The sequence below is a fragment of the Paenibacillus brevis genome (genome assembly GCF_018919145.1).
Taxonomy (GTDB): Bacteria; Bacillota; Bacilli; order Paenibacillales; family Paenibacillaceae; genus Fontibacillus; species Fontibacillus brevis.
Genome location: NZ_JAHLQJ010000013.1, coordinates 1 through 22,585 on the forward strand (window position 1 = coordinate 1; position 22,585 = coordinate 22,585).

The 22,585-nt window shown below is 49.6% G+C and carries 22 protein-coding genes, 9 tRNA genes and 1 pseudogene; 28 read left to right on the plus strand and 4 right to left on the minus strand.

Annotated features, from left to right (window positions below; all coding sequences use genetic code 11):
* The first annotated feature begins 85 nt into the window (after positions 1 to 85).
* From KQJ23_RS15065 to KQJ23_RS15110, 10 genes are all read left to right on the plus strand, one after another.
* Positions 86 to 161 (plus strand) — tRNA-Phe (locus KQJ23_RS15065).
* Positions 162 to 186: 25 nt separating this feature from the next.
* Positions 187 to 262: transfer RNA gene (locus KQJ23_RS15070), tRNA-Thr, on the plus strand.
* 3 nt (positions 263 to 265) lie between these two features.
* A tRNA-Tyr gene (locus tag KQJ23_RS15075) sits at positions 266 to 351 on the plus strand.
* 6 nt (positions 352 to 357) lie between these two features.
* Positions 358 to 431: transfer RNA gene (locus tag KQJ23_RS15080), tRNA-Trp, on the plus strand.
* A 25-nt stretch (positions 432 to 456) separates the two neighbouring features.
* Positions 457 to 532 (plus strand) — tRNA-His (locus tag KQJ23_RS15085).
* A 26-nt stretch (positions 533 to 558) separates the two neighbouring features.
* Positions 559 to 633 (plus strand) — tRNA-Gln (locus tag KQJ23_RS15090).
* Between the two features lie 4 nt (positions 634 to 637).
* A tRNA-Gly gene (locus KQJ23_RS15095) sits at positions 638 to 712 on the plus strand.
* Between the two features lie 10 nt (positions 713 to 722).
* Positions 723 to 796: transfer RNA gene (locus KQJ23_RS15100), tRNA-Cys, on the plus strand.
* Positions 797 to 809: 13 nt separating this feature from the next.
* A tRNA-Leu gene (locus KQJ23_RS15105) sits at positions 810 to 888 on the plus strand.
* A 141-nt stretch (positions 889 to 1,029) separates the two neighbouring features.
* Positions 1,030 to 1,704 (plus strand): ExeA family protein, encoded by a 675-nt coding sequence (locus KQJ23_RS15110; protein ID WP_346779414.1) that lies wholly within the window; start codon positions 1,030 to 1,032, stop codon positions 1,702 to 1,704.
* 56 nt (positions 1,705 to 1,760) lie between these two features.
* Here the strand turns inward: KQJ23_RS15110 and KQJ23_RS23965 are convergent, their stop codons facing one another.
* Positions 1,761 to 1,889: a hypothetical protein gene (locus KQJ23_RS23965; RefSeq protein WP_283571191.1), complete on the minus strand. Its 129-nt coding sequence runs from the start codon at positions 1,887 to 1,889 to the stop codon at positions 1,761 to 1,763.
* Between the two features lie 120 nt (positions 1,890 to 2,009).
* A complete protein-coding gene (locus KQJ23_RS23970) occupies positions 2,010 to 2,141 on the minus strand; it encodes a hypothetical protein (protein WP_283571192.1) in 132 nt (43 codons plus the stop codon).
* Between the two features lie 145 nt (positions 2,142 to 2,286).
* Here KQJ23_RS23970 and KQJ23_RS15115 point away from each other — a divergent pair, with 145 nt between their 5' ends.
* The 7 genes from KQJ23_RS15115 (at position 2,287) to KQJ23_RS15145 (ending at position 12,255) form a co-directional block, all read left to right on the plus strand.
* Positions 2,287 to 4,095 (plus strand): cache domain-containing sensor histidine kinase, encoded by a 1,809-nt coding sequence (locus tag KQJ23_RS15115; RefSeq protein WP_216479701.1) that lies wholly within the window; start codon positions 2,287 to 2,289, stop codon positions 4,093 to 4,095.
* Between the two features lie 3 nt (positions 4,096 to 4,098).
* Positions 4,099 to 5,730, plus strand: a complete 1,632-nt coding sequence (locus tag KQJ23_RS15120; RefSeq protein ID WP_216479702.1) for a response regulator — start codon at positions 4,099 to 4,101, stop codon at positions 5,728 to 5,730.
* Positions 5,731 to 5,902: 172 nt separating this feature from the next.
* Positions 5,903 to 7,288: an ABC transporter substrate-binding protein gene (locus KQJ23_RS15125; protein ID WP_216479703.1), complete on the plus strand. Its 1,386-nt coding sequence runs from the start codon at positions 5,903 to 5,905 to the stop codon at positions 7,286 to 7,288.
* Positions 7,289 to 7,394: 106 nt separating this feature from the next.
* Entirely contained in the window at positions 7,395 to 8,297 is a 903-nt protein-coding gene (locus KQJ23_RS15130) for a carbohydrate ABC transporter permease (protein ID WP_216479704.1), read from the plus strand.
* A gap of 14 nt (positions 8,298 to 8,311) precedes the next feature.
* Positions 8,312 to 9,148, plus strand: a complete 837-nt coding sequence (locus KQJ23_RS15135; protein WP_216479705.1) for a carbohydrate ABC transporter permease — start codon at positions 8,312 to 8,314, stop codon at positions 9,146 to 9,148.
* Between the two features lie 56 nt (positions 9,149 to 9,204).
* A complete protein-coding gene (locus KQJ23_RS15140; RefSeq protein ID WP_216479706.1) occupies positions 9,205 to 10,215 on the plus strand; it encodes a glycoside hydrolase family 130 protein in 1,011 nt (336 codons plus the stop codon).
* 81 nt (positions 10,216 to 10,296) lie between these two features.
* The gene (locus KQJ23_RS15145) at positions 10,297 to 12,255 is read left to right on the plus strand and encodes a carbohydrate-binding protein (protein ID WP_216479707.1); all 1,959 of its coding nucleotides are present in this window, start codon (positions 10,297 to 10,299) and stop codon (positions 12,253 to 12,255) included.
* A gap of 187 nt (positions 12,256 to 12,442) precedes the next feature.
* Here KQJ23_RS15145 and KQJ23_RS15150 read toward each other — a convergent pair whose 3' ends face one another.
* Positions 12,443 to 12,790: a cupin domain-containing protein gene (locus KQJ23_RS15150; protein WP_216479708.1), complete on the minus strand. Its 348-nt coding sequence runs from the start codon at positions 12,788 to 12,790 to the stop codon at positions 12,443 to 12,445.
* 17 nt (positions 12,791 to 12,807) lie between these two features.
* Positions 12,808 to 13,146 carry a D-lyxose/D-mannose family sugar isomerase gene (locus KQJ23_RS15155; RefSeq protein WP_216479709.1) on the minus strand — a complete coding sequence of 113 codons (339 nt, stop codon included), beginning with the start codon at positions 13,144 to 13,146 and terminating at the stop codon, positions 12,808 to 12,810.
* A gap of 243 nt (positions 13,147 to 13,389) precedes the next feature.
* On the opposite strand from KQJ23_RS15155, the gene KQJ23_RS24200 reads away from it, so the two are divergent.
* From KQJ23_RS24200 to KQJ23_RS15210, 11 genes and pseudogenes are all read left to right on the plus strand, one after another.
* A complete protein-coding gene (locus KQJ23_RS24200; RefSeq protein ID WP_216479710.1) occupies positions 13,390 to 14,016 on the plus strand; it encodes a TetR/AcrR family transcriptional regulator in 627 nt (208 codons plus the stop codon).
* Positions 14,013 to 14,654, plus strand: coding sequence for a DUF998 domain-containing protein (locus tag KQJ23_RS15165; RefSeq protein ID WP_216479711.1), 642 nt, complete (start codon positions 14,013 to 14,015; stop codon positions 14,652 to 14,654). The genes KQJ23_RS24200 and KQJ23_RS15165 overlap by 4 nt, the downstream gene beginning before the upstream one ends.
* A gap of 223 nt (positions 14,655 to 14,877) precedes the next feature.
* A complete protein-coding gene (locus KQJ23_RS15170; RefSeq protein ID WP_216479899.1) occupies positions 14,878 to 15,531 on the plus strand; it encodes a GntR family transcriptional regulator in 654 nt (217 codons plus the stop codon).
* Between the two features lie 41 nt (positions 15,532 to 15,572).
* Positions 15,573 to 16,723, plus strand: a pseudogene (locus tag KQJ23_RS15175) (amidohydrolase).
* Between the two features lie 29 nt (positions 16,724 to 16,752).
* The gene (locus KQJ23_RS15180) at positions 16,753 to 17,796 is read left to right on the plus strand and encodes a methionine ABC transporter ATP-binding protein (protein ID WP_216479712.1); all 1,044 of its coding nucleotides are present in this window, start codon (positions 16,753 to 16,755) and stop codon (positions 17,794 to 17,796) included.
* Positions 17,771 to 18,430: a methionine ABC transporter permease gene (locus KQJ23_RS15185; RefSeq protein WP_216479713.1), complete on the plus strand. Its 660-nt coding sequence runs from the start codon at positions 17,771 to 17,773 to the stop codon at positions 18,428 to 18,430. Before KQJ23_RS15180 ends, KQJ23_RS15185 begins: the two co-directional genes overlap by 26 nt.
* A 35-nt stretch (positions 18,431 to 18,465) precedes the next feature.
* The gene (locus tag KQJ23_RS15190; RefSeq protein WP_216479714.1) at positions 18,466 to 19,485 is read left to right on the plus strand and encodes a uroporphyrinogen decarboxylase family protein; all 1,020 of its coding nucleotides are present in this window, start codon (positions 18,466 to 18,468) and stop codon (positions 19,483 to 19,485) included.
* Positions 19,486 to 19,496: 11 nt separating this feature from the next.
* Positions 19,497 to 20,327 (plus strand): MetQ/NlpA family ABC transporter substrate-binding protein, encoded by an 831-nt coding sequence (locus KQJ23_RS15195; RefSeq protein WP_216479715.1) that lies wholly within the window; start codon positions 19,497 to 19,499, stop codon positions 20,325 to 20,327.
* A 17-nt stretch (positions 20,328 to 20,344) separates the two neighbouring features.
* The gene (gene proC, locus KQJ23_RS15200; protein ID WP_216479716.1) at positions 20,345 to 21,154 is read left to right on the plus strand and encodes a pyrroline-5-carboxylate reductase; all 810 of its coding nucleotides are present in this window, start codon (positions 20,345 to 20,347) and stop codon (positions 21,152 to 21,154) included.
* Positions 21,154 to 21,921 (plus strand): VOC family protein, encoded by a 768-nt coding sequence (locus KQJ23_RS15205; RefSeq protein ID WP_216479717.1) that lies wholly within the window; start codon positions 21,154 to 21,156, stop codon positions 21,919 to 21,921. The genes proC and KQJ23_RS15205 overlap by 1 nt, the downstream gene beginning before the upstream one ends.
* Positions 21,922 to 22,086: 165 nt before the next feature.
* Entirely contained in the window at positions 22,087 to 22,584 is a 498-nt protein-coding gene (locus tag KQJ23_RS15210) for an RrF2 family transcriptional regulator (RefSeq protein WP_216479718.1), read from the plus strand.
* Position 22,585 lies beyond the last annotated feature (1 nt).

Consider the following 22,585-nt stretch of genomic DNA (forward strand, 5'->3'; position numbering starts at 1 on the left):
GGTGTAGAGGCCTAACATGCCTGCCTGTCACGCAGGAGACCGCGGGTTCGAATCCCGTCGGCTCCGCCATTTTATTCTAATGTAAGGCTCGGTAGCTCAGTCGGTAGAGCAGAGGACTGAAAATCCTCGTGTCGGCGGTTCGATTCCGTCCCGAGCCACCATTTAACAACTGAATGAATGTAGTATGCCGTTGTAGCTCAACTGGTAGAGCAACTGACTTGTAATCAGTAGGTTGGGGGTTCAAGTCCTCTCGACGGCACCACATGGAGGCTTAGCGAAGTGGCCAAACGCAGCAGACTGTAAATCTGTTCTCGTACGAGTTCGGTGGTTCGAATCCATCAGCCTCCACCAGTTTTTAGGGGCATAGTTTAAAGGTAGAACAAAGGTCTCCAAAACCTTTGGTGTGGGTTCAATTCCTGCTGCCCCTGCCAGATTCAACTGAATACTTTCTTTATGGCGGTCGTGGCGAAGGGGTTAACGCACCGGATTGTGGCTCCGGCATTCGTGGGTTCAAGTCCCATCGATCGCCCCATTTTTTTCTTTTCTAATAACATACGTTGGGGATTAGCCAAGCGGTAAGGCAACGGACTTTGACTCCGTCATCCATAGGTTCGAATCCTATATCCCCAGCCATTAAGCGGACGTGGCTCAGCGGTAGAGCATCGCCTTGCCAAGGCGAGGGTCGCGGGTTCGATTCCCGTCGTCCGCTCCATTTTATATATGGCGCCATAGCCAAGTGGTAAGGCACAGCTCTGCAAAAGCTTTATCCCCAGTTCGAGTCTGGGTGGCGCCTCCAGTATTATTAATAGGCCGGCGTGGCGGAATGGCAGACGCGCTCGACTCAAAATCGAGTGGGAAACCGTGGAGGTTCGAGTCCTCTCGCCGGTATTACTTTACTTAGAGCAGTTCATTAGATTAAAAATCTAGTGAACTTTTTTTATTTTTATTACTTCATTTATTCGATAAGTTGTCCCGAGGCAGCTCCGACAAAACCGGCCTGCTCCAGGGAAATATTAAGGTTCGGTACTAATAGCGCTTCCTTGCTCCACCGGCGACTGCGGAACCGGCAAGATGACGATTCGCAGGTTTACCGAGGTTCTCGACCCGGCGACCTACAAGGTGCTGTACCTGTCGGACTCGAAGCTTATGCCGCGGCACTTCTACAGGGGTCTGCTCGAACAACTGGGCTGCGAATCGAAGTTTTACCGCGGCGACGCCAAGCACCAACTGCATCGGAAGATCGAACTCATGCGCGGCATTCACCGGCTGCAGCCCGTTGTCGTCGTCGACGAAGCGCATCTGCTGGATCGCGAGATGCTTGAAGAAGTCCGCTTCCTGCTCAACTTCAAGATGGATGCTCAGAGCCCCATGGCGCTTATTCTGGTTGGGCACAGCGAGCTGTGGGACCGCCTTGGGCTGCAAGCCTACGCGGCGATTCGCCAGCGAATCGATCTGCAATGCAAGCTGGCTCATTTCGACCGGGCGCAGACCGGCGCATACATAGCCCGGCACATGAGCTACGCCGGTGCCGAGCACGACGTGTTTAAAGAGGCGGCGATCGAAGATGTGTTCCGCTTCTCCAGCGGCGCTGCGCGCCTGATCAACAAGGTCTGCACGCGCAGCCTCATCTACGGCTCGCAGAACAAACATCGCATCATTGACGATCATATGATCAAAAGCGTCATCCAGGGAGAATTGTCATGATTCTCCCCTTTTTCACACCATAGACCAGACAGCTTGGCCGTCACCAGCAAGACAACTTACGTCGTCAACCGCCGGTCATTTTGTATTAGCAGTAACACTCCCAAACAGTAGCCGATTAGCTGAAATTGACGATGTCCGGTATCCAGAAGACGGGCCGCATAGTCGTCAGCCAGTCGTTCGATCAACCGTCAATGCTCCTGGTTTCAATAGCGCTCTACATCCGCAATCGTAATGCCAACAACTGGTCCCAGCCCTTGTTCATCCAGGTGTCGAAGCAGCAAATGGAAGGTTTATTGTTCCCAGACCTATACATGGAATACCACATGAAGCGGACCAGATTCCCCGTCGCCATAATAAGTGAACACTGCGTTGCTGCCAGTATTCAGTTGGGGCAGGACTTCGTTCAACGTTCCCCCCATCTCTGTTTCATGCTTCATAGAATCGCCCTTGAAACCGTCAGTTTGGGGGACGGAATCCGCTAAATAATCATGCCCTGTCTTGACGCCGGGCCGGAGCAGCCGTATGGTACAAGTGACAAGAACTGACAATCGTAGGGAGATACATGCTCAAGAAGGGGGAAATATGAATACATTCACAGCCTATGGCCGGCAGCTCGGACGGCAGATCGCCGGCAGGTATTACCGGATATCCATCAAACAGAGGATTCTATTCTCGTTCATCGTGCTGATCACGCTGTCCATCGGTGCAATGGGCACCTTCTCGTATTGGATTGCTGCGCAGGAGATCGAGGACAATGCCTACGCTGGCAGCCGGGAGACTGTAAGCAAGACGGCACAGCTGCTGGATTCCCGCCTGAATGATGTAGCGCTCTCTGTGCAGTCCCTGATGCTGAGCGATGCGTACCGCAAAATGATGGTGGATGTGCTGAGCCATGAGGTCTCTAATTATTATGTACATCTGTCTGATCTGCAATATGTACTCTCGCAGGCAACGTTCAATCAGCCGATCATTGAGAATGTGCTGATCGTTACCCCGATTGGCGATTTCTATCCCACTACGCAGATCCGGGCGCAGGACAACTCGTTCTACGGCTCAGAATTATATGATCTGAGTAAGGAGCAGCCGGGCGGTTACTGGGCCAAAGGACATTATGACCGGTTGTTCACAGGCGGCCAGCGGGTGGTCTCCTTCGTAGTCCGGGGAATTTATGAATACCCTTACACGCCGATCAGCAATGTATTTATTGTGGTCAATATCAGGGAAAGCCGGATAGATGAGCTGCTGAATAAAGGGGGGGAACAAGCAGGATGGAATTATTACCTAGTGAACGGGGAAGGAGAGGCGGTAGTGGAGTCCCGCTGGCCGTTCCGGGGCAGGTTCCCCTGGAAGCCGGTGCTTGCAGAAGCCGGAAAAGGGGCCAATCTGCAGAATCGCAACTACAGCTATGGCGGCAAGGAGTATCTGGTGAATTATGCAAGCTCAGCGGTATCTCCCGACTGGATCATCTCCGGGATGCAGTCGCGGGACCAGCTGCTGGGCAAGCTGCAGCGGGTGCAGCGCATTACCCTCTATGTCATCGTTGTCTTCCTGCTGGCGACCTGGCTGATCTCCAATCAGCTGACATCTGTGCTGCTGAAGCCCCTGTTCAAGCTGCGGCGGCTGATGCGTAGAGTCGAAGAGAACCAGCTCAGTGTGGTGTATGAGAGCCGTTATGAGGACGAGGTTGCCCAGGTTGGCTTTCAGTTCAACCGGATGATGTCGGAGATTAAGACGTTGATCGAGGATGTGAAGACCAAGGAGGAGGGCAAGCGTCATGCAGAGATCCGTGCCCTTACGGCGCAGATGGAGCCGCACTTTCTGTACAATACATTGAATACCATCTATTGCAAATCGGTCATGGGCGAGAATGACGATGTGAATGAGATGATCCTGTCGTTGTCGCAGATGTTCCAGATCGGGCTCAGCGGCGGCAAGGATCTGATTACCCTTGCGGATGAGCTGTCCCACATGCGGCAGTATTTCGCCATTCAGCAGAAATGCTATGAAGGACTGTTTGAATACACGGTGACGGTAGGGGACGAGGCCCTGCTGTCCTGCCTGCTGCCGAAGATTATCCTGCAGCCGGTGGTGGAGAACAGCATTCAGCATGGATTCAGCGACATGACAATAGGAGGCAGGATAGACATCACGGTCAGCCGGGAGCAGGGGCTCCTGCATATTTGCATTACCGACAACGGACGGGGACTTGATGCTGAACGGGTCAAACAGGGGATGGTCAGGGCTCCGCAGTCAAGGAAAGGTTATGCCCTGTTCAACATCAGGCACCGGCTAGCCCTGTATTACGGGGACGAAGCCCGTATGGACGTTGGCGGCGAACCAGGTAAGGGATCACGGACGGATCTGTGGATTCCCGCAAAGGAGGAGAGTTGAAGGATGGACCGGAAGCTGGAACCGGAAAGGTTCAAATTATGTGTAATCGACGATATCAAAAGTGTGGTGGAGATGGTCTCGCGCAAGCCGCCGTGGCAGGAGCACGGTATTGAGGTCACAGGTACGGCGCTTAACGGCGAAGCGGGCCTGCAGATCATCCGCGAGACCCGGCCGGACATTGTGCTGACGGATATCCGGATGCCAAGAATGGATGGCCTGCAGATGACCCGGGAGATACTGGAGGTGCTGCCGGACTGTAAGATTATTATCCTCAGCGCTTACTCGGAGTTCTCTTATGCCCAGGAAGCCATCCGGCTGGGGGCGCTTGATTTCGTGAAGAAGCCCTTTTCCCTGGAGGAGATTGTGAATGCAGTGCTCAAGGCCAGGGAGCTGTGCCGGGAGGAGCGTCAGGAGACCGCCAGACTTGCTGTAATGGAGGCGAGAATCAGGGAAAGTCTGCCTATTCTCCGCCAGGAATATCTCACCTTCCTGCTGCACCACCAGACGACAGAAGCGGATGCCCGTTCCCGCTGGGCCTATCTCGATATCCCGCTGGACCAGCATGATTTCTTCGTGTTTGTCGCCGAGATTGATCATTTCGCGGAGAAGCTGAGCGGCCAGCCTGTGCAGGAGGTCGAGCTGCTAAGGTTCAGCCTGCACAATATTCTCGAAGAGACGATTTCCGCCTGGACCCGCGGCGTTATTATCCGGGAGGCGACAGACCGGTACGTCTGTATCATGAACGGCTCAGACCCGGAGACCGCCGCGCTGATTACGGAGGCCTGCTGCATGAATGTAAGCCGCTTCTCGCGTCATACCATTTCTATCGGCGTGGGCCTGGGCACAGCGGCGATTCAGGAGCTGGGCACGGCGTACAGGCAGGCGCTTAGCGCGCTGGGGTATCATTTCTATACCGGGGGCAACGGGGTATATCATTATAGCAATATCGAGAATAAACCTCTCTCGCTCTACAGCTATTCCGCCGCCGCCGAGCAGGAGCTGCTGTTCGCCCTGCGTTCCGGCAATTCCGCCAAAAGCCTGCAGGTGCTGGACCAACTGTTCGCGGAGCTGCTGGACAGCGGGCTTTTACCTGAGCCGCGTTATGTTGAAAGTGTCGGCTATGAGCTGAGCTCCAGGATCTGCCGGGTCCTGCTGGAGCAGTTCCCTTATGGGCAGGTGGAGCCGCTGGAACTTAGAATTGCTGCCATGAAGAACCAGGTGCATCCTTCCCTTCAAGATATACGGGACCTGCTGTCCTGGCTCTGCCGGGAGGCCTGTGCACTGGTGGAGCAAGCCCGTTCTCTGGAGTCCACGCGGATTATCCGTCAGGCCGTCGAATATATCCATAGTCATCTGGACACGGGGCTGTCGCTGGAGCAGATGGCGAAGCAGATTAACCTTAGCCAGGGGTATTTCTCCAATCTGTTCAAGAAGGTGCAGGGAGTTTCGTTTCAGCAGTATGTGATGCATGAGAAGATGGAGAAGGCCAAGGCGATGCTGATCAGCGGCCGGCAGGTTCAGGAGATCGCCCAGGATCTCGGGTATGAGCACAGGCGCTATTTCAGCGAGGTGTTCAAGAAATATACCGGCATGACCCCGTCCGAGTTCAAATTGTATTATTTTGGAAAAGAATAGGAATCAGCAGGGGAGGGATTTCCGCAGGGCGGAGATTACCTCCCTTGTCTGTATAGAACTCCTGCAGAAATCTGCCCTTAATGTGGGCTTACCCGCCTTATCTGGATGCGCCTATCAAACTATAATCAGATTGTAAGCGAATACAGCAAGGATATATAAGGGGGCACTACCAATGATGAAGCGTATGCTAATGACATCTCTGAGCCTGGTCCTGGCACTTGGCTTGGTAGCCTGCGGCAACGGTAACAGTGGCGGCAATGCAGCTGAAGGCAAGGGAGAAGGGGCGACTGGCGGTTCGGGGGAAAAAACTAAAATCAGCTACTGGACAGGCGACCGCCACGATGCGGATTTCGTGAAGGAGAAGGTAGCCGAGTTCAACAGGGCCAATCCCGACGGGATTGAGGTGGAGCTGGTCGTCAAGGGCGACGACTTCGATACCGCGCTCGATCTGTCCTTCCAGACCTCCGATGCACCGGATGTGATCCGGGTGAAGGAGAATACCATCCAGACCTTCTACAAAAAAGGCTTTCTCGCTCCGATTGACGAGTTCCTGAACGATGAGCTGAAGGCGAAATTCCCGGCCATGCCGGATCTGAATGAATTCGACGGCAAGCGTTACAGTCTGCCGAACTATGGAACGACCATGCGTCTGGTGTACAACAAGGATCTGTTCGCCAAAGCGGGCATTGAACATCCGCCGACTACCCTGCAGGAACTGGTGGATACAGCCAAGAAATTGACAGAAGCCGGCAAAGCGGACGGCGCTTACGGCTTCGCCCTTAACTTCAAGAGCCCCGGCAGTGCGTTCGGACGTTCGGCACGGGTGGTTGCGGAGATGAGCGGCTATGGCGGCTTCGGGTATGATTTCAAGACAGCCCGCTACGACTTCAGCGGCTTCGAGCCGATCATCAATGCCTTTAAGCAGATCAGGGACGACGGCAGCATGCTGCCGGGTGTAGAATCGCTGGATATTGATCCGCTGCGGGCGCAGTTTGCGGAAGGCAAGATCGGAATGTATATGTCCTACTCCTCAGAGCCTGGCGTCTACAAGAATCAGTTCCCGGCCAAGATTGACTGGGCGGCCGCTCCGGTTCCTACCATCGACGGCACCGTGAAGGGGGCTTCCGGCTTCCTCGGGGGCCAATGGCTGGCGCTGAGCTCGAAATCAGAGCATAAAGAAGCAGCCTGGAAGTTCATGGAGTTCATGTATGGCGATCAGGTGCTGACGGATTATCAGGAAAAAGGCTTCGGCATCTCCATGGTTCCATCCATTAGCGCAGCAGCCAAGACACCGGATGTGAACGGTATTGAAGGCTTCCTGCCGAACAAGCACGATGGGGTGTGGCCGGTCTATCCGTCTGTAGCACCGGAAGGAATGAAATCGGATGACGCCTTCTTCAAATATATGCTGAACGGCGGCGACCTGAAGACGGTTATCGCTGATCTGAACAAACGCTATAATGCTGCACTGGACAGTGTGATTGCGAATGACGGCATAAAGGCTGAGCCGGATACCGGCTTTGATCCCGCCGCTCTGGGCGGCAAGTTCGCCAAGTAGACAGAAGGTTAGGGATAGAGATATAGGCCGGGATAGCGGGGGATGAGGGAGCAACTCCCTCATCCCTCTGCTCTGGTCGTAAAGGAAAGGAGCCGGAAGAAATCAGATGAACAAAACGAAACATGCCTTATTTTCATACAGTTTTATCTTTCCAAGTGCCTTGCTCACGTTGGTTCTCGGGATTTACCCGATTGCCTGGGCGTTCCGCTATATGTTCTATGACTACAAAGGGTTTGGAACGGCGCGGTTTACCGGTCTGGCCAATTTCAGCCGCATTCTGAAGGACACCCAGTTCTGGGATTCGGTGGTGAATACATTTGTCTATGCTGGCGGCAAGCTGCTGATCACCATTCCGCTGGCCCTGCTGCTGGCCGCCATATTGAACCGGGGGCTGCGGGGCAGACAGCTGCTGCGGGGGATTTTCTTCATGCCGACCGTCATCAGTACCGCCGTAATGGCTGTAGTCTTCTTCACGATTTTCAACTCATATAACGGGATTCTCAACCAGTTTCTGATCCGCCTGGGCCTCTCCGATTCCGGTGTGGACTGGCTGGGGCCGAAATATGCCATGCTCACCGTCATCCTGGTTGCGGCCTGGGGGGCGGTCGGCAATTATATGCTGCTCTTCCTCGCCGGTCTGCAGAATATCCCCGAGGATGTGTATGAGGCCTCTTCCCTGGACGGGGCAGGGAAAATCCAACAGTTCCGCTATGTCACCCTGCCGATGCTCGGGCCTGTCATGCAGATGGTTATTATGCTGGCGATCATTACAGCCCTGAAGGGCTACGAGAGCATCATGGTACTGACTGAAGGCGGTCCTGTAGGCAAGACGGAGGTCATGTTCCTGTATCTGTACAAATTATTTTTCCCTGTCGGCGGGGGCAGCGCGGCGGTTCAGGTCCAGGAGTTCGGATACGGCAGTGCGGTCGCCTTTGTGTCTGCGGTCATAGTAGGGATGATATCACTCATTTATTTCTACGCATCCAGACGCATGAATCAGACCGATTGAGGAGAGAGACTATTATGAGACTAAGAACCATACTGGGCAAAATCATCCTGTGGATTTTTTTGCTGGCTGTTGCTTTTATCACGCTGATTCCGGTCGTTATCACCATCCTGGGCTCCTTCAAGACGAATGCTGAGCTTACTGCGGGAGCGACCTTCCTGCCAAAGAGCTGGCACTTCTCGAACTATGCCGAAGCCTGGGCGCAGGCCAATTTCTCCAGGTATACCCTGAATAGCCTGATTGTCTCCCTGGCGACAGTGGTCGGCACGCTGCTGGTATCATCCATGGCGGCTTATGTGGTGGACCGGATGGATTTTGCCGGCAAAAAATTGTATATCGGACTGCAATCGTTCACCATGTTCGTGGCTGTAGGGGCGGTCGTGCTGCGTCCGCAGTTCGATCTGATGGTTAAGCTTCATCTGCACAGCAGCCTGTGGGGCGTTATATTGATTCTGATCTCCGCCCATGCTTCGATCTTCTTCATTCTCTCCAGCTTCATGAAGGGGATTCCCCGCGAGCTGGACGAGGCGGCGCTGATGGACGGCAGCTCTCCCGGCCGGACCTTCTGGCGGATCATTCTGCCGCTGCTCGGACCCGGACTTGGCGTAGGTGCCCTGTTCACCTTCCGCGGCGCGTGGAATGAATATCTGCTGCCGCTCGTGTTCACGATGACGAAGCCGGAGCTGCAGACGCTGACCGTCGGGCTGGCGAACCTGAAATACGGGATTTCGGCCGCTTCCCAGACCCACTATATGATGGCGGGCGCCTGCTTGTCCATTCTGCCGATTCTCGTCGCCTATCTGTTCGCCAACAAATCCTTCATGCAGATGACGGCCGGTTCCCTCAAAGGGTAGCGCTCCGGCCCTGTGCAACCCATATTCCATATTTAACATTCAAGGAGGTATACCCCATGACCCAACACGTTCCGGCAATTCTGCAATCCGCCCCGTTCATCCGGCGGTATCCGGGCAATCCGGTGCTGGATGCAACGAAGGTTCCTTACCCCACCGCACTGGTATTCAATGCAGGTGTAACGAAATTTAACGGCAAGTATGTGATGATCTTCCGTAATGATTACGGCTCACTGGTCGATCAGACGCTTGAGCCGCACCACACCACGGATCTCGGCATTGCTTACAGTGACGACGGGCTGAGCTGGACCGCCGGCCCGAAGCCAGTGTTCAAAATGCATGACGAGGAAATTATCCGCGCCTACGACCCGCGCCTGACCGTGATCGGCGGCCGTTGTTATATGTGTTTTGCCGTGGATACGCACCATGGCATCCGCGGCGGAATTGCCGTTACCGATGATCTGGAACACTTCGAGGTGCTCAGCCTGTCTACACCGGACCTGCGCAATATGGTACTGTTTCCCGAGCCCATCGGCGGCAAGTATGTCCGGCTGGAGCGTCCCTTCACGGTATACAGCCGCGGCGGCCGGGACCGCTTCGATGCCTGGATCTCCGAGTCGCCTGACCTGAAGCATTGGGGCAACTCCAGCCTACTGCTCGCCGTGGAGCAGGTGCCGTTTGCCAATGACAAGGTCGGCCCGGCCGCACCTCCGGTCCGGACGGATAAGGGCTGGCTGACCACCTTCCATGCGGTGGATGTGGACCCGGCCAGAGGCAAGCACGGTTGGGAGGACACCTGGAAGAAGCGCTATACCGCCGGAATTATGCTGCTGGATCTGGAGGACCCCCGCAAGGTGATCGGCATGAGCATGCAGCCGCTGCTGGCACCGGAGACAGACTATGAGATTGGCGGGGGCTTCCGCAATCATGTGATTTTCCCCGGCGGGATGATCCTGGAGGATGACGGCGAGGTCAAGATCTATTACGGTTCTGCGGATACGGTGGAATGTCTGGCAACGGCCCATGTGGACGATCTGCTCCGGCTCTGTCTGGAGCCGGAGCAGAAATAAGTTTGGAAGGAGGCTAAGGGTGGAAATGCGGGGTAACTGATGACAGAGTATTTTATGAAAATGTGAAAGAGGTGTTTATTTATGCTAAAAAAGTTAAGGTTATTAAGTTTGATTGGTTGTATGTTCGTCAGTATTTTAGCGATCGTTCCTTTGACAGTAAGCGCGGCGGGTACAGTTGTAAGCTATCCGTTACCGTCGATCTATACCACGACCAGTCAATACACGGTAACAGCAGACTCTACCAATATACCGGTAATCGACACTTCGGAGGTATTTGTAAACTATAATTATTGTAATTTCTCTTTTTCAGGTACGACTACCATCACAATAACAGCAAGCGAGCCAATCAATACCTATAATATTTCTCCCAAAGCTTTGGGAATCCCTGCAACAAAGAACGGAAATACCCTTACCTTTACACTTTCATCACCAACCTATCTTATCGTTAAGATCAATAACTTGAAAGATCTGGTTATTGCGGCAGATGCTCTTGAAACCAATGTTCCGGCTTCATCCGGTACAGGGATATACAATGTTAAAACCGGGTACGGCGCTGACAGTACCGGTGCCACTTTGGCTACAACTGCCATACAAAACGCCATCAATGCGGCTAACGCTGCAGGTGGCGGTATCGTATACGTTCCAGCCGGAGTTTACAAGAGCGGAAACCTTGTTCTAAAAAGCAATGTTTCGGTTTATCTGGAGGGTGGTTCTGTTATAAGGGGCTCAGGAAATCCAAGCGATTACACTACTCATTTTCATAAGAATTCTCTGAATAAGGATGGAACATGGTTTATTTATACCGAGACCAATGCAAACAATATTAAGATATACGGCAGGGGGACTATTGACGGCAATGGCCATTATATGAGAAATACAAACAATTATTTGAACAATATTCTTGTACCCTTGCAGTGCAGCAACTTCACGGTTGACGGCATAACCATAAGAGACAGCGGTGGCTGGGCTACAATCGTTACAAGATCTAATAACGTAATATTCCAGAATACAAAGCACTTCAACAACAACGAACTTGATTATGAAAATGATGCAATAGACATTCAAGAGAGCCAGAATGTACTCATAAAGCACACGGTAGCCGTATCGGAGGATGACACCTACTCATTTAAGACATGGGATGTAGCAACTACGGATATAGCTGCAAACTGGCCGGGAAGTCCTGAAAACCAGTCAAATGTAGTTGTGGATGATGCTTTGGCTTGGAGCAGATGTGGAGCATTCAAGGTTGGAGATGGAGTGAAACAGCTTCAGGATGGCATAGTTGTTAAAAACTCTTATGTATACAGATCCTGGCGCGCTTTAGCGGTAGGTCATCTTTATGGGACTCCAGCAGCACAAAACATCATATTTGACAATATAGATGTAGAAGGCTTCTGGCCAAGATCCGGTGTTCACTCCAGGTGGTTTGATCTTTCTGCAAAATCCGGTCCGATAAAAAATGTGGTCTATAATAATATCAATTTACGCGCTTTAGGTGAAGTTTCAATAATGAAGGGTTGGAGTGATACATCTACTGTCTCCGGAGTTACAATAAACAATGTTCGCGTCGGTGGAGTTCCGGCAACTACACTCGCAGAATTGAAAATAACAGATACGAACAGCTATGCTGCAGCTCCCAAATTCAACACATTGAAATTTGAGGCGGAAGGTTATAACCTTAGCTCAGGTGTTATACACTATGAGGCAAGCACTGATGGTGGGCTGGATGTTGGTGGAGGGAGTAATGGCGACTATATCGCATTTAAAAATGTAGACTTTGGCAGTACAGCTAAAACAAGTATTGATTTGAAGGTTGCATCCGCTAATTCCGGCGGAAGGATAGAATTCCACTTGGACAGTCCTACAGGCACTATGCTGGGTTATTGGACGGCAGAAAGCACAGGCGGATGGCAGAAATGGTCAGTCAAGAATATCCCGCTTAGTGCCGGGACAGCTGTAGGAACCCATACGGTATATGTTACTTTTGTTAAGTCAGATTCAACCACAGTTGCAAATTTAACTTGGTTCCAGTTCAAATAGAATGGAAATTGTTTGATTTAATTTCAATAAGATGGATAAAGGGGTATATCAAATGATATGCCTCTTCGTTCAGCTAAAGTTTTTTCTACGACTGATGCAATATGCGCAAGCGCTAGCTTTTAAATCTTAGAAATTAAAGACCATACTCTAATCAATTTCCAAATAAAGATAGAATAGAGAATATGATCTATTCATTTGGCTTAACAACCACTAACAGCATTTGAAAGGCTTCAGTCGCGAACAGGGCATGAGGCACGTTGGCCGGCATCAAGATGCTCTCACCAGCACTCACGATAAATTTATCTTCTCCAATTGTAATTTCGGTTTGCCCGGAAAGCACATTGACTAGGGCATCACCTGGCGAGGAGTGGGCTCTGATGGAAGTCCCTTTGTCCAAAGACAGGAGCGTCATAGCGAGTGCCGGATGCTGTACCAATGTCAGGCTGGATACCTGTTGATCTTCTATCGTAATCATTTTCTTCAAATCAATAACCTCAGATACGGGGAGCTTTTTGATATATTCGCCTTGCTTCATGGATTGTACCTCCTGATTTATATACTAATTTGTAAAAACTTACATCCCTTACGAGCCGCGAATTCATGCCATGTATTTGCCGGGACGATAATGGAAGCCCCAGTAGCTAGTTGACAGGATTGGCCTGCTACCTGCATATGAAGTTCTCCCTCCAACACATGGATCACTTTTGCTTGTGGCGAGGTTTCGGAACTGATCGTTTCTTGCTGATCCATCGCATATAACACCCATTCTTGGTCTGATGTCGGCATGCCCGGAATGTCGGACAAGACTAACCTTCTGCTTGCAATCCGGCCAGGTTTGATATTTACCGCATCTTTCAAATAAAATACCTTGCCCGGTATAATATCGTTCATATTCCCCTCCCCAGTTTCTATTGAAGGCTTCCCTCAATTTGATGAAAAACATATCGAGACTCCCTCTCATTTAGGAGAATTGTAACAAAGAGTAGGAGATGACTCGGTTGCCATGGCAACAGGATGGCCAAAAGTACAAAATGATTTAAGGATTTTGATTAAATGATGAAATCTATTGCAAGCTAATGCTTATTAGCTTACAATGAGGCTAATGAGCATTAGCTAAGGAATGGATTGGTATTGATGACAACAAAACAACGAATCATTTATTCGGCGTTAACACTTTTAGCTGAAAAGGGCTATGACGCAGTGAGCGTCAGCGAGATTGCCGAAGCTGTAGGGATTAAAGCTCCGTCCTTATACAAGCATTTTCCAAGTAAACAGGACATATTCCATGCGATACTTGCCGAGATGAAGGGAAGATATGAGCAGCAGACAGCCCAAATGCAGATGAACGGCTTGGATGCACATGCGGATCTGGAAAGGTTGGCTCTCTTGTCAGAAAATCAGCTCATAGAGATGGGAAAAGAACTGTTTCTATTTTTTTTAAGAGATGAGTATGTATGTAAGTTTCGAAAAATGCTGACGGTGGAGCAATATCGAAATAGTGAGCTTGCTGCGCTTTATTCCAAGCAGTATGTAGATGATCCCTTGGTCTATCAAAGCATGTTATTTGGTTTGCTGGCACAGGCTGGTGTATTCAGGGGCGAGTCTCCGCAAATAATGGCAGTTCACTTCTATGCTCCGATTTATATGTTGCTGACTTTATGTGATCGGCAGCCTGAGCGCGAGCAGGAGATGCTTCAACTGGTAGAGCAGCATGTGAAGCAATTCAGCAAACTTTACAAAAATGGAGGAAATGCAAAGTGAAGCGGACGCTTGTTCAATGGTGCGGATTGTTGGGAATCATCAGCTTATTGTCCTATACAGCGGCAGTACTTTTTTCTCCATTAGCCTATCCCGGATATCAATGGATGTCACAGGCGGTGAGTGATCTCAGTGCAAGCAAAGCTCCTTCGAAAATACTGTGGGGACAACTTGCCTCTCTATACGACATCTGCGGTGTAACCTCTGTTATGATGGTATGCGTATTTATACAAGGAAAGCTGAATAGAACGATTCGGCTCGGAATTTATTTGTTCGCAGTAATGAATTGGGTGTCGGCTGTTGGATATGCAGCCTTTCCACTCTCTGTCCAGGGGAATGCCGGTACTGCGTTTCAAGATATCATGCATGTGTATGTCGTGACAGCTCTGGTTGTCCTGCTCTCCATTCTTTCCCTCATCCTGATTATGGTCGGAGGATATAGGGACAGACGTTATCGCTATTTAGCAGGCTGGGCAACGGTGGCTTTACTATTAATGATTGCGGGAGCCGTTGGAACGGGGATCGTACCTGCAGCCTATTTTGGCATTCCTGAGCGCTTCAGTGTGTTTGCCGCAACTGGATTCAATGCTGTATTAGGTGTTTGTTTGTATAGAGGCTTTATTACTAATGGAACCCACTAAAGCTGGAAGAACTAATAAATCATTGTTTCAATGGAGAGGCCTAGGTTTAACCTGGTCTCTCCATTTTCATTTTTAACATAATATTTAATCCCTAAATACCTACTTGACTAGGTGGAATAATAGGAATATAGTATAAAAAAGCTTAAACATAGGGAATGAAATAATTGTATACAATTATACAATTTGCCTCGAGATGAATCGTGGAGGAGATGGCTAGCTAGTGATGCGATCAAGAAGGTTGTCAAAGGACAATGTTTACTATGAATTAAAACAAAAAATCATAGATAGCGAGCTGAAGCCAAACCAAGCTGTAAACGAAGAGAACTTAGCAGCATTGCTCGGGGTCAGTCGTACACCGCTAAGGGAGGCCATACAGAGGTTGGAGAATGAGGATTTTCTCGTTCGACAGCCCAATGGAAGGCTGAAGGTAGCTTCCATAACAGTTAAAGAGGTTGAAGAGGTTTTTCTTGTTCGCAGCATGCTTGAAGGCTACATTGCGAAGAATGCGGCTAAGAATGCAACAGATAAAGATATTCAAAAATTAACAGTAATCCTTGAGAATATAAAACAATCCTTCCAGCTAGGCGATAATCAGAATTTTGTATCCTATGGCTTTGAATTTCATGATTATTTATCGGAGATGAGTGAACTTACCGTTTCCGGGAAGGTTTTGAATCAATTAAGGGACCACGCGCTTCGCTACTGTCGCTTTGTTTCCTTGCACGGAGATTGGACAAGACAGGCAGATGAAGAACATGGCTTAATCTTACAAATGATAGCTGACAGAAATGAAGACGGCGCTGAGAAAGCAATGCGAGATCATATTTTAAGCAGTCTATCTATTGCACTAGAGCGAATAAGAGGAATAGAGGAATAGAAGGAGACAAGGAGGCATGAGTGTAAGTGAAGGAAAACAATTTGACTGTGCAACCATCGGATTTGGGCAACTACTTAATTAGCGTTCGAAGAAATCTTCATAGAGAGCCTGAATTGGCTTATGAAGAGTTCAAAACAACCGAGAAGCTACGGGGCTGGCTGACAGCAGCTAATATCCAGATCATGGACCTCCCGTTGGCGACTGGATTAATCGCAGAGATTGGACAAGGCGATGGACCCATTGTGGCTATTCGATGTGATATCGATGCCCTTCCAATAGAGGAGCAAACAAAGCTGCCCTTTGCATCGGAGATTCCGGGGAAAATGCACGCCTGTGGACATGATTTTCATACCGCTACGATTTTAGGCGCTGCTTTGCTGCTAAAAAAGCGCGAAAGTGGGCTTCCCGGTACAGTGAGGATCTTGTTCCAGCCCGCAGAGGAAACAGGTCATGGAGCGGAAAGTGCCTGGCATCAGGGGGCCTCAAGAATGTTGATGCCATATTTGGTTTGCACAATTCACCTGATCTGCCAACGGGAGCCTTTGGAACGAGAACAGGAGCTTTAACTGCGGGTGTTGATCGGTTTGAAATTACGGTAAAAGGTGTCGGGGCCCATGCTGCTACACCGGAAAAAGGCGTGGATGCCATTGTGACGGCGGCCCAGATCATTACCATGCTGCAGACAATTGTTAGCCGTCAAAATAATGCGATAGAGCCGGTGGTATTAAGCGTAACGAGAATTAACGGGGGCTTTACATGGAACGTTCTCCCGGAAAAGGTGGAGCTCGAGGGAACGGTTCGAACTTATAATGAAGAGATTCGCCGCCTTATTCCTGCTCAAATGACACGCATCATCGAAGGAGTTGCTGAAGGAGCCGGAGCTGAGGCACAGCTGCATTGGTATCCTGGGCCCCCGGCAACTATAAATCATGCGGAATGGGCTGATTTCACCAAAGAGGTCGCTTCAGAGGCTGGGTATGATGTGCATGATATTCCGCTGCAAATGGGGGGCGAGGACTTTTCATATTATCTACAACAGATCCCAGGCGCATTTGTAAATATCGGAACGGGACCGGCCTATGCACTCCATCATCCTCGTTTCGATGTTGATGAGGCCGCACTATTGCCTGCCGCTAAGTACTTTGCTTCATTGGCAGAGCGAGCCCTTGAGAAGCTGCAAGCGAAAGCTTAACTCTAGAAAAATGATTGAGGGGAACCAATATGATTGAATTAAAGAATGCTTACAAAACATTCACTCGGAAAGGGATCACGATCGAGGCTCTGAAGGGAATCAATTTGAAGGTTGAAAAGGGAGATATCTTTGGGGTAATCGGCTATAGCGGTGCCGGGAAAAGCACCTTAATTCGTCTGGTCAATTATCTGGAAAGACCTACAGAAGGACAGGTTCTGGTGGATGGGCGTGACCTAGGAACTTACAACGATAAAGAGCTGCGATCGGCCAAAAAGAACATCGGTATGATTTTTCAACATTTCAACCTGCTGGAATCCAAAAAAGTATTTGATAATGTAGCAATTCCCCTCGTCCTACTGAAAAAGAATAAGAGTGAGATCCGTCAGCGGGTACAGGAGCTGCTAGAGTTTGTGGGATTAAGCGACAAAGCGGGAAGCTATCCCAGCGAATTGTCAGGGGGACAGAAGCAGCGTGTTGGAATTGCCAGAGCGCTTGCCTCGAATCCATCGATTCTTTTGTGTGACGAAGCCACCTCTGCACTTGATCCGCAGACGACGCAATCTATTTTGCAGCTTTTAAAAAGAATTAATGCGGAATATAACATTACGGTGATGATTATTACACATGAAATGTCCGTCATTCAAGAGATTTGCAACAAGGTAGCTGTGATGGAAGAGGGACGAATCATCGAACAAGGGAGCGTTCTGGAGGTGTTCGGTCATCCCCAGCATGAGACCACGAAAAATTTTGTGAAGACAGTTGTTCAAAATAGCATGACATCAAGTGTTGAAAAATCTTTAAAGGCGGAGAACGGAAGCCTGCTCTACAAGCTCAATTTTGTTGGCAAAAGTGCTTCCGAGCCTATTCTCTATGAGCTGATCCGATCCTTCGATATTAAGGTCAATATACTATTTGCAAATATGACAGAGATTCAAGAAACAACCTTGGGAACAGCGATCATTCAATTGTCCGGTGACAGAGAGCTGGTAGAGGATGCCCTGGCATTTTTGACAAGGCATGGAGTCAGTGTGGAGGAGGTAGAGTCTTATGTTTTCGACCACAATAACGAATGAGCAATTTCTGAAGGCAATTATAGAGACGATTCAGATGGTAGGAGTCTCCCTTTTCGTTGGTTCCTTATTAGGGATTCCATTGGGAATATTACTCGTCATCACTCGCTCGGGCGGCGTGCTGGAGAACAAAGCCCTTTATACCATCTTGAATCCGGTGATCAACATCGTTCGCTCTCTGCCCTTTATTATTTTGCTGGTTGCCATTATTCCGTTCACAAGGTTGATTGTTCATACCTCGATCGGGACAAGCGCAGCGATCGTACCGCTGATCATCTATATCGCGCCCTACATTGCGCGTTTAGTAGAGACTTCTCTGCTTGAAGTGAACCCGGGAATTCTTGAAGCTGCCGAGGCTATGGGGGCGACGCCCTTGCAGGTCATATGGTATTTTTTGTTGCCGGAAGCAGTAAGCTCGTTGATTCTGTCGCTAACCACTGCAACGATCGGGTTGATTGGAGCGACCGCAATGGCCGGAACCGTGGGTGGAGGCGGAGTCGGAGACTTGGCTATCGTATACGGATATCAACGCTTCGACACCGTAGTCGTGGTAGCCACCGTGCTGATACTTGTCATTCTGGTACAAGGAATCCAATCCTTGGGCAACATGCTGTCGAGAAAGATTCGCCGTTATTAGTTCAACTTAATAGATAACACAGGGAGGAACTTCAATTGAGTGCATGGAGCAAGCAGGATCGATTTAATGCCCTATTATCCGGAGAGCGGGTAGACCGTCCCATTGTCAGTGGATGGCGCCATTTTATTGACAAGGAACAGAATGCGGATGATTTGGCGGAAATAACGATTTCGTTTACGAAAAAGCATGATTGGGATTGGGTCAAAATTAATCCGAGAGCGACTTACTTGGCAGAAGCTTGGGGGAATCAATATGACTTTACCGATTATCAAACCGTATTCCCCAGGCAGAAATCAACGGTTATCCCAACGGCGGAGAGTCTTTGGGAGCTTGAAGTGAAGAAGGCAACGCAGACGCCATCACTACAGGAGCATTTGGAGGCAGTTCGGAAGATACGTCAAGGGTTACCCGATACCCCACTGATTCAAACGGTATTCTCACCCTTAACGGTGTTGCTGTTCATTGTAGGGCGATCGGCTTATGTAACCAAAACCGTATTCGGTATTGAGCAGCCTGTTACTTTGGATTCGTTGTTCAAGGAACATAGAGCGGCAGCTCACCATGCGCTGCATGTCATTTCATTAACCTTAGCCGATTATGTGCAAGAGCTGCGGCAGGCAGGATCGGATGGGTTGTTCTACGCGGTGACCGGTACGGCGCATCCGGGTTTGTTTGATGAAGCTAGGTTTGATGAGTTCTCCAGACCGTATGACTCTATTGTCCTGGAGGCTGCAGGCTATGGTAAGAATATTCTTCATACCTGCGGTGCTCATGCGAAGCCGGAGAAATTTAATGATTACCGGATTGACGGGATCAGCTGGGATACTGTAGCCAAAGGAAACCCAGGTCTGGATGCAGACCTCAAAGCTACGAAAGTAGGGGGCGTTGATCACGGATTGTTCGCAGCAAATGATATTATACAGATTCGCAAGCAAGCGAAGGATGCTTTAGCCTTCATGAAGGATCAACCGTTTATTCTCTCGCCAAATTGCGCGATTCCGTTGAACGTAACGGATGAGGCGTTGGAGCAGCTTAAAAATATAATATTTGAATAGGAGATGGGTGTATGAAAAAGTTAATGTTGGTAGTGTTGATAGGGGTTCTGGCGGTGCTGACGGCTTGCGGCAGTAAACAAGCGGACGGTGGCGGGGATAAGAAGAAGATCACGGTTGGGTTTGGAGTCGGTACCTATGAAGAGCAATTCCGTCAATCGATCTTGCCAATCCTGGAGAAGCAAGGCTATACCGTTGAAATCAAAACCTTCTCGCAAAATATGCAGGTCAATCCGGCGATGAAGGAAGGTTCCATTGATGCGAGCGTATTCCAAAGCACGGCCTATATGGAAGCAATCAACGAGGAGATTAATGCGGACATGGTAGGGATTGCTTATGTTCCGGGTGCTCCGCAGGGTCTGTACTCTGTAAACCATACTTCACTGGACGATGTCAAAGACGGTACAACCGTGGCTGTTCCTAACGATCCTGTAAACCAAGAGCGCGCCCTTCGTATTCTGGAGGAACTGGGCTGGATCAAGATTAAAGAAGGAGCAGGTGTCGCTGATTTCAACATCAATAGTATGGAGCCGGACAAGTTTAATATCGATATTAAGATTTTGGACCCGGCACAAATTCTCGTATCACTTCAAGATGTTGATTATGGTGTTGTAAACGGCAATTACATTGCAAATGCGCCGGACAGAAAGATTACAGATGCGCTTAAAATAGAAAATACACCTATGCAGCACAGAATCATCGTATCCATTAACAAAAAGGATGAAGACACTCAATGGGCAAAGGATTTGAAGGCCGCGTATGAATCCAAGGAGTTCGAGGAATACATCCTCGGACTGGAGAAATATGATGGTTTTATACTGCCGGAAGCGTGGGAGAACAACTAACTAAGGAAGTGGCTAACATGACAAATAGAAGGATTCATTTTATTGGCGGAGGACAGATGGCGGAAGCGATTATTCGTGCATGTATTGCCAAGGGTACGCTGTCCGCAGAGCAAATCAGTGTATCCGATATTAACGAGTCGCGCCTTCAGTTGTTAAATACAAAGTACAGCGTTAATACGGAAGGCAGACAAGAACAGCTCCTCTCCACGGCAGCATTAATCGTGGTGGCTGTTCGTCCCCAAGATGATTTGGCGGCACTTGGACACATCGTACAACAATTTGCCTCGCCGTCTGCCGCTATCGTGTCGATCGTAGCGGGGGTAACGATTGAAAAGCTGGGTAGTTACTTTGGAACTGAACGTCCGATCATCCGGGTCATCCCGAATACGTTGACCGATACAGGATATGGATATAGCGGCGTAGCCTTGAATTCATTCGCTGCCAGGGATCAGGTTGAAGATTTCCTGCTTGGGTTCGGCAAAGTGCAATATCTCGAGGAGTCTCTGATAGACATATTCACCGGATTTGGAGTGGCCGGACCTAACTATATCTATTACTTCATTGAGTCTCTTGCAGACGCAGGCGTACTTGCAGGACTGCCGCGTGAGCAAGCATGGAAGGTTGCGCTGGAGAACATGCTGGGTGCAGTTGCGATGCTGCAGCAGACAGGCATGCATCCGAGACAACTGCTTGATATTAATAACTCGCCTGGCGGGGTGGGGATTCACGGCTTGTATGAGCTGAACAATAGCGACTTCGCTGCCGGGCTGCAAAGGAGCGTTCTGGCGGCTGTGAAGCGGACCACCGAACTGGGAGTGAAAGAATAATGGCAAATCTCAAATGGGACCACTTGGTGCATTACGTGAATAATCTGGACAAGCCGGTTGAGCTCTTCGAAGCGCATGGTTTGGCAGCCTTCAAGGGAGGAGCCCACAAGGCTTGGGGGACCTACAATACCTTAAGTTACTTTGGGTTAACTTATATTGAGTTTCTTGGCATTGAGAATCTGGAGTTAGCCAAGGCGACCGAGCATAATGTCGTTGTAAGGGATGCGGTTAAAGCTCTTCCAGAGCATGAGGTGTTAAGTAGAGTTGTACTTCGCACTGACGATATTGAAGAGGTAGCTGCTTCTCTCAAGTTGGCAGGCTTATCACTATCCCCTATCATCGATGGCCGTCGTCTGGATCATGAAGGCAGATTAATAGAATGGCGGATGCTGACCATTGATGGCGACTTCCAAGGGCTGGTCTATCCATTTATTATTCAATGGAGCGGAAACGATGAAGAAAGGCTGGAGCGCCTATCTGTGTCCGGAGTCATACGGCCCCACCCTTCGGGTCATGCTGAAATCGTAAATGCCGTATTCCGCGTCTCCAATCCTGCAGCTGCCGCCGCACATTGGGGAGAGCTATTTCAATTGCCTGTTATAAAATCACTTTCTGAATCGGCTACCTTGAAAATTGGAGATAAGTTCTTTGACTTCGTGCAAGGAGACGAGAACCAATTCAAACAGGTCATCATTCAAACAGAATCAACGGAATTACAAGGAAAGACCCTTCGGATTGGTGAAGGAGAATATGTCTTCGTTTTATAGTTGATTTGTGACAGCTATTCCACCACAGTACCGGCTTTCAAGCAGCTTTTTTGCCTGAAAAGCCGGTATTTTCAGATTCAAGTTTGTAATTCACTCTTTAATCTGTTATTATGGACAACATAGATCCATAATTGATTATTATTAATAGAAAAGGAAGACAGAATGATGCAGTATTCCAAAAGCACCGATTACGCGCTGCACGCCTTGCTTCATTTGGGCCATTCGGAGCGGCAAAGCAATATAGGGATTAAAGAGCTGTCCTCGAAGCTTGGAGTATCCGAAAGCTATTTGTCCAAAATTATGTCCAAGCTGCGCCAGGACGGGATTGTGCGGGCAGTTCCCGGGGTAAATGGCGGCTATGAGCTGGCGCGGCCTGCCGATCAGATTACTTTTCTGGACGTGATCCAAGTCATCGAGGGGAGACAGCGGTTGTTTGAATGCTCTAATTCAGCCTCACAGCAGCATCAGCTATTAGCGAAAGCGGGAAGCGATGCTGAAGGTGAAAGTGCCCGGGCAAATACACCGCGAAATACATGCTTGGTGGAACGAGTAATGTACGGCGCTGAGCAGCATCTTCACCAATACCTGCAGGAGCAGACCATTCAGTCTGTCTTGAATATGGCAGCGAAGAATCGCGCGAATGAAGCCATGAGCAAGAAGTAAT

Bases quoted from the DNA above. Each gene is read 5' to 3' on its own strand.
- KQJ23_RS15170 (WP_216479899.1), top strand. From the start codon at position 14,878: ATGCGATCAAGAAGGTTGTCAAAGGACAATGTTTACTATGAATTAAAA.
- KQJ23_RS15120 (WP_216479702.1), top strand. From the start codon at position 4,099: ATGGACCGGAAGCTGGAACCGGAAAGGTTCAAATTATGTGTAATCGAC.
- KQJ23_RS15135 (WP_216479705.1), top strand. From the start codon at position 8,312: ATGAGACTAAGAACCATACTGGGCAAAATCATCCTGTGGATTTTTTTG.
- KQJ23_RS15155 (WP_216479709.1), bottom strand. From the start codon at position 13,146: ATGAACGATATTATACCGGGCAAGGTATTTTATTTGAAAGATGCGGTA.
- proC (WP_216479716.1), top strand. From the start codon at position 20,345: ATGACAAATAGAAGGATTCATTTTATTGGCGGAGGACAGATGGCGGAA.
- KQJ23_RS15180 (WP_216479712.1), top strand. From the start codon at position 16,753: ATGATTGAATTAAAGAATGCTTACAAAACATTCACTCGGAAAGGGATC.
- KQJ23_RS15195 (WP_216479715.1), top strand. From the start codon at position 19,497: ATGAAAAAGTTAATGTTGGTAGTGTTGATAGGGGTTCTGGCGGTGCTG.
- KQJ23_RS15140 (WP_216479706.1), top strand. From the start codon at position 9,205: ATGACCCAACACGTTCCGGCAATTCTGCAATCCGCCCCGTTCATCCGG.
- KQJ23_RS15150 (WP_216479708.1), bottom strand. From the start codon at position 12,790: ATGAAGCAAGGCGAATATATCAAAAAGCTCCCCGTATCTGAGGTTATT.
- KQJ23_RS24200 (WP_216479710.1), top strand. From the start codon at position 13,390: ATGACAACAAAACAACGAATCATTTATTCGGCGTTAACACTTTTAGCT.
- KQJ23_RS15185 (WP_216479713.1), top strand. From the start codon at position 17,771: ATGTTTTCGACCACAATAACGAATGAGCAATTTCTGAAGGCAATTATA.
- KQJ23_RS15145 (WP_216479707.1), top strand. From the start codon at position 10,297: ATGCTAAAAAAGTTAAGGTTATTAAGTTTGATTGGTTGTATGTTCGTC.
- KQJ23_RS15210 (WP_216479718.1), top strand. From the start codon at position 22,087: ATGCAGTATTCCAAAAGCACCGATTACGCGCTGCACGCCTTGCTTCAT.
- KQJ23_RS15130 (WP_216479704.1), top strand. From the start codon at position 7,395: ATGAACAAAACGAAACATGCCTTATTTTCATACAGTTTTATCTTTCCA.
- KQJ23_RS15205 (WP_216479717.1), top strand. From the start codon at position 21,154: ATGGCAAATCTCAAATGGGACCACTTGGTGCATTACGTGAATAATCTG.
- KQJ23_RS15125 (WP_216479703.1), top strand. From the start codon at position 5,903: ATGATGAAGCGTATGCTAATGACATCTCTGAGCCTGGTCCTGGCACTT.
- KQJ23_RS23970 (WP_283571192.1), bottom strand. From the start codon at position 2,141: ATGAAGCATGAAACAGAGATGGGGGGAACGTTGAACGAAGTCCTGCCC.
- KQJ23_RS15115 (WP_216479701.1), top strand. From the start codon at position 2,287: ATGAATACATTCACAGCCTATGGCCGGCAGCTCGGACGGCAGATCGCC.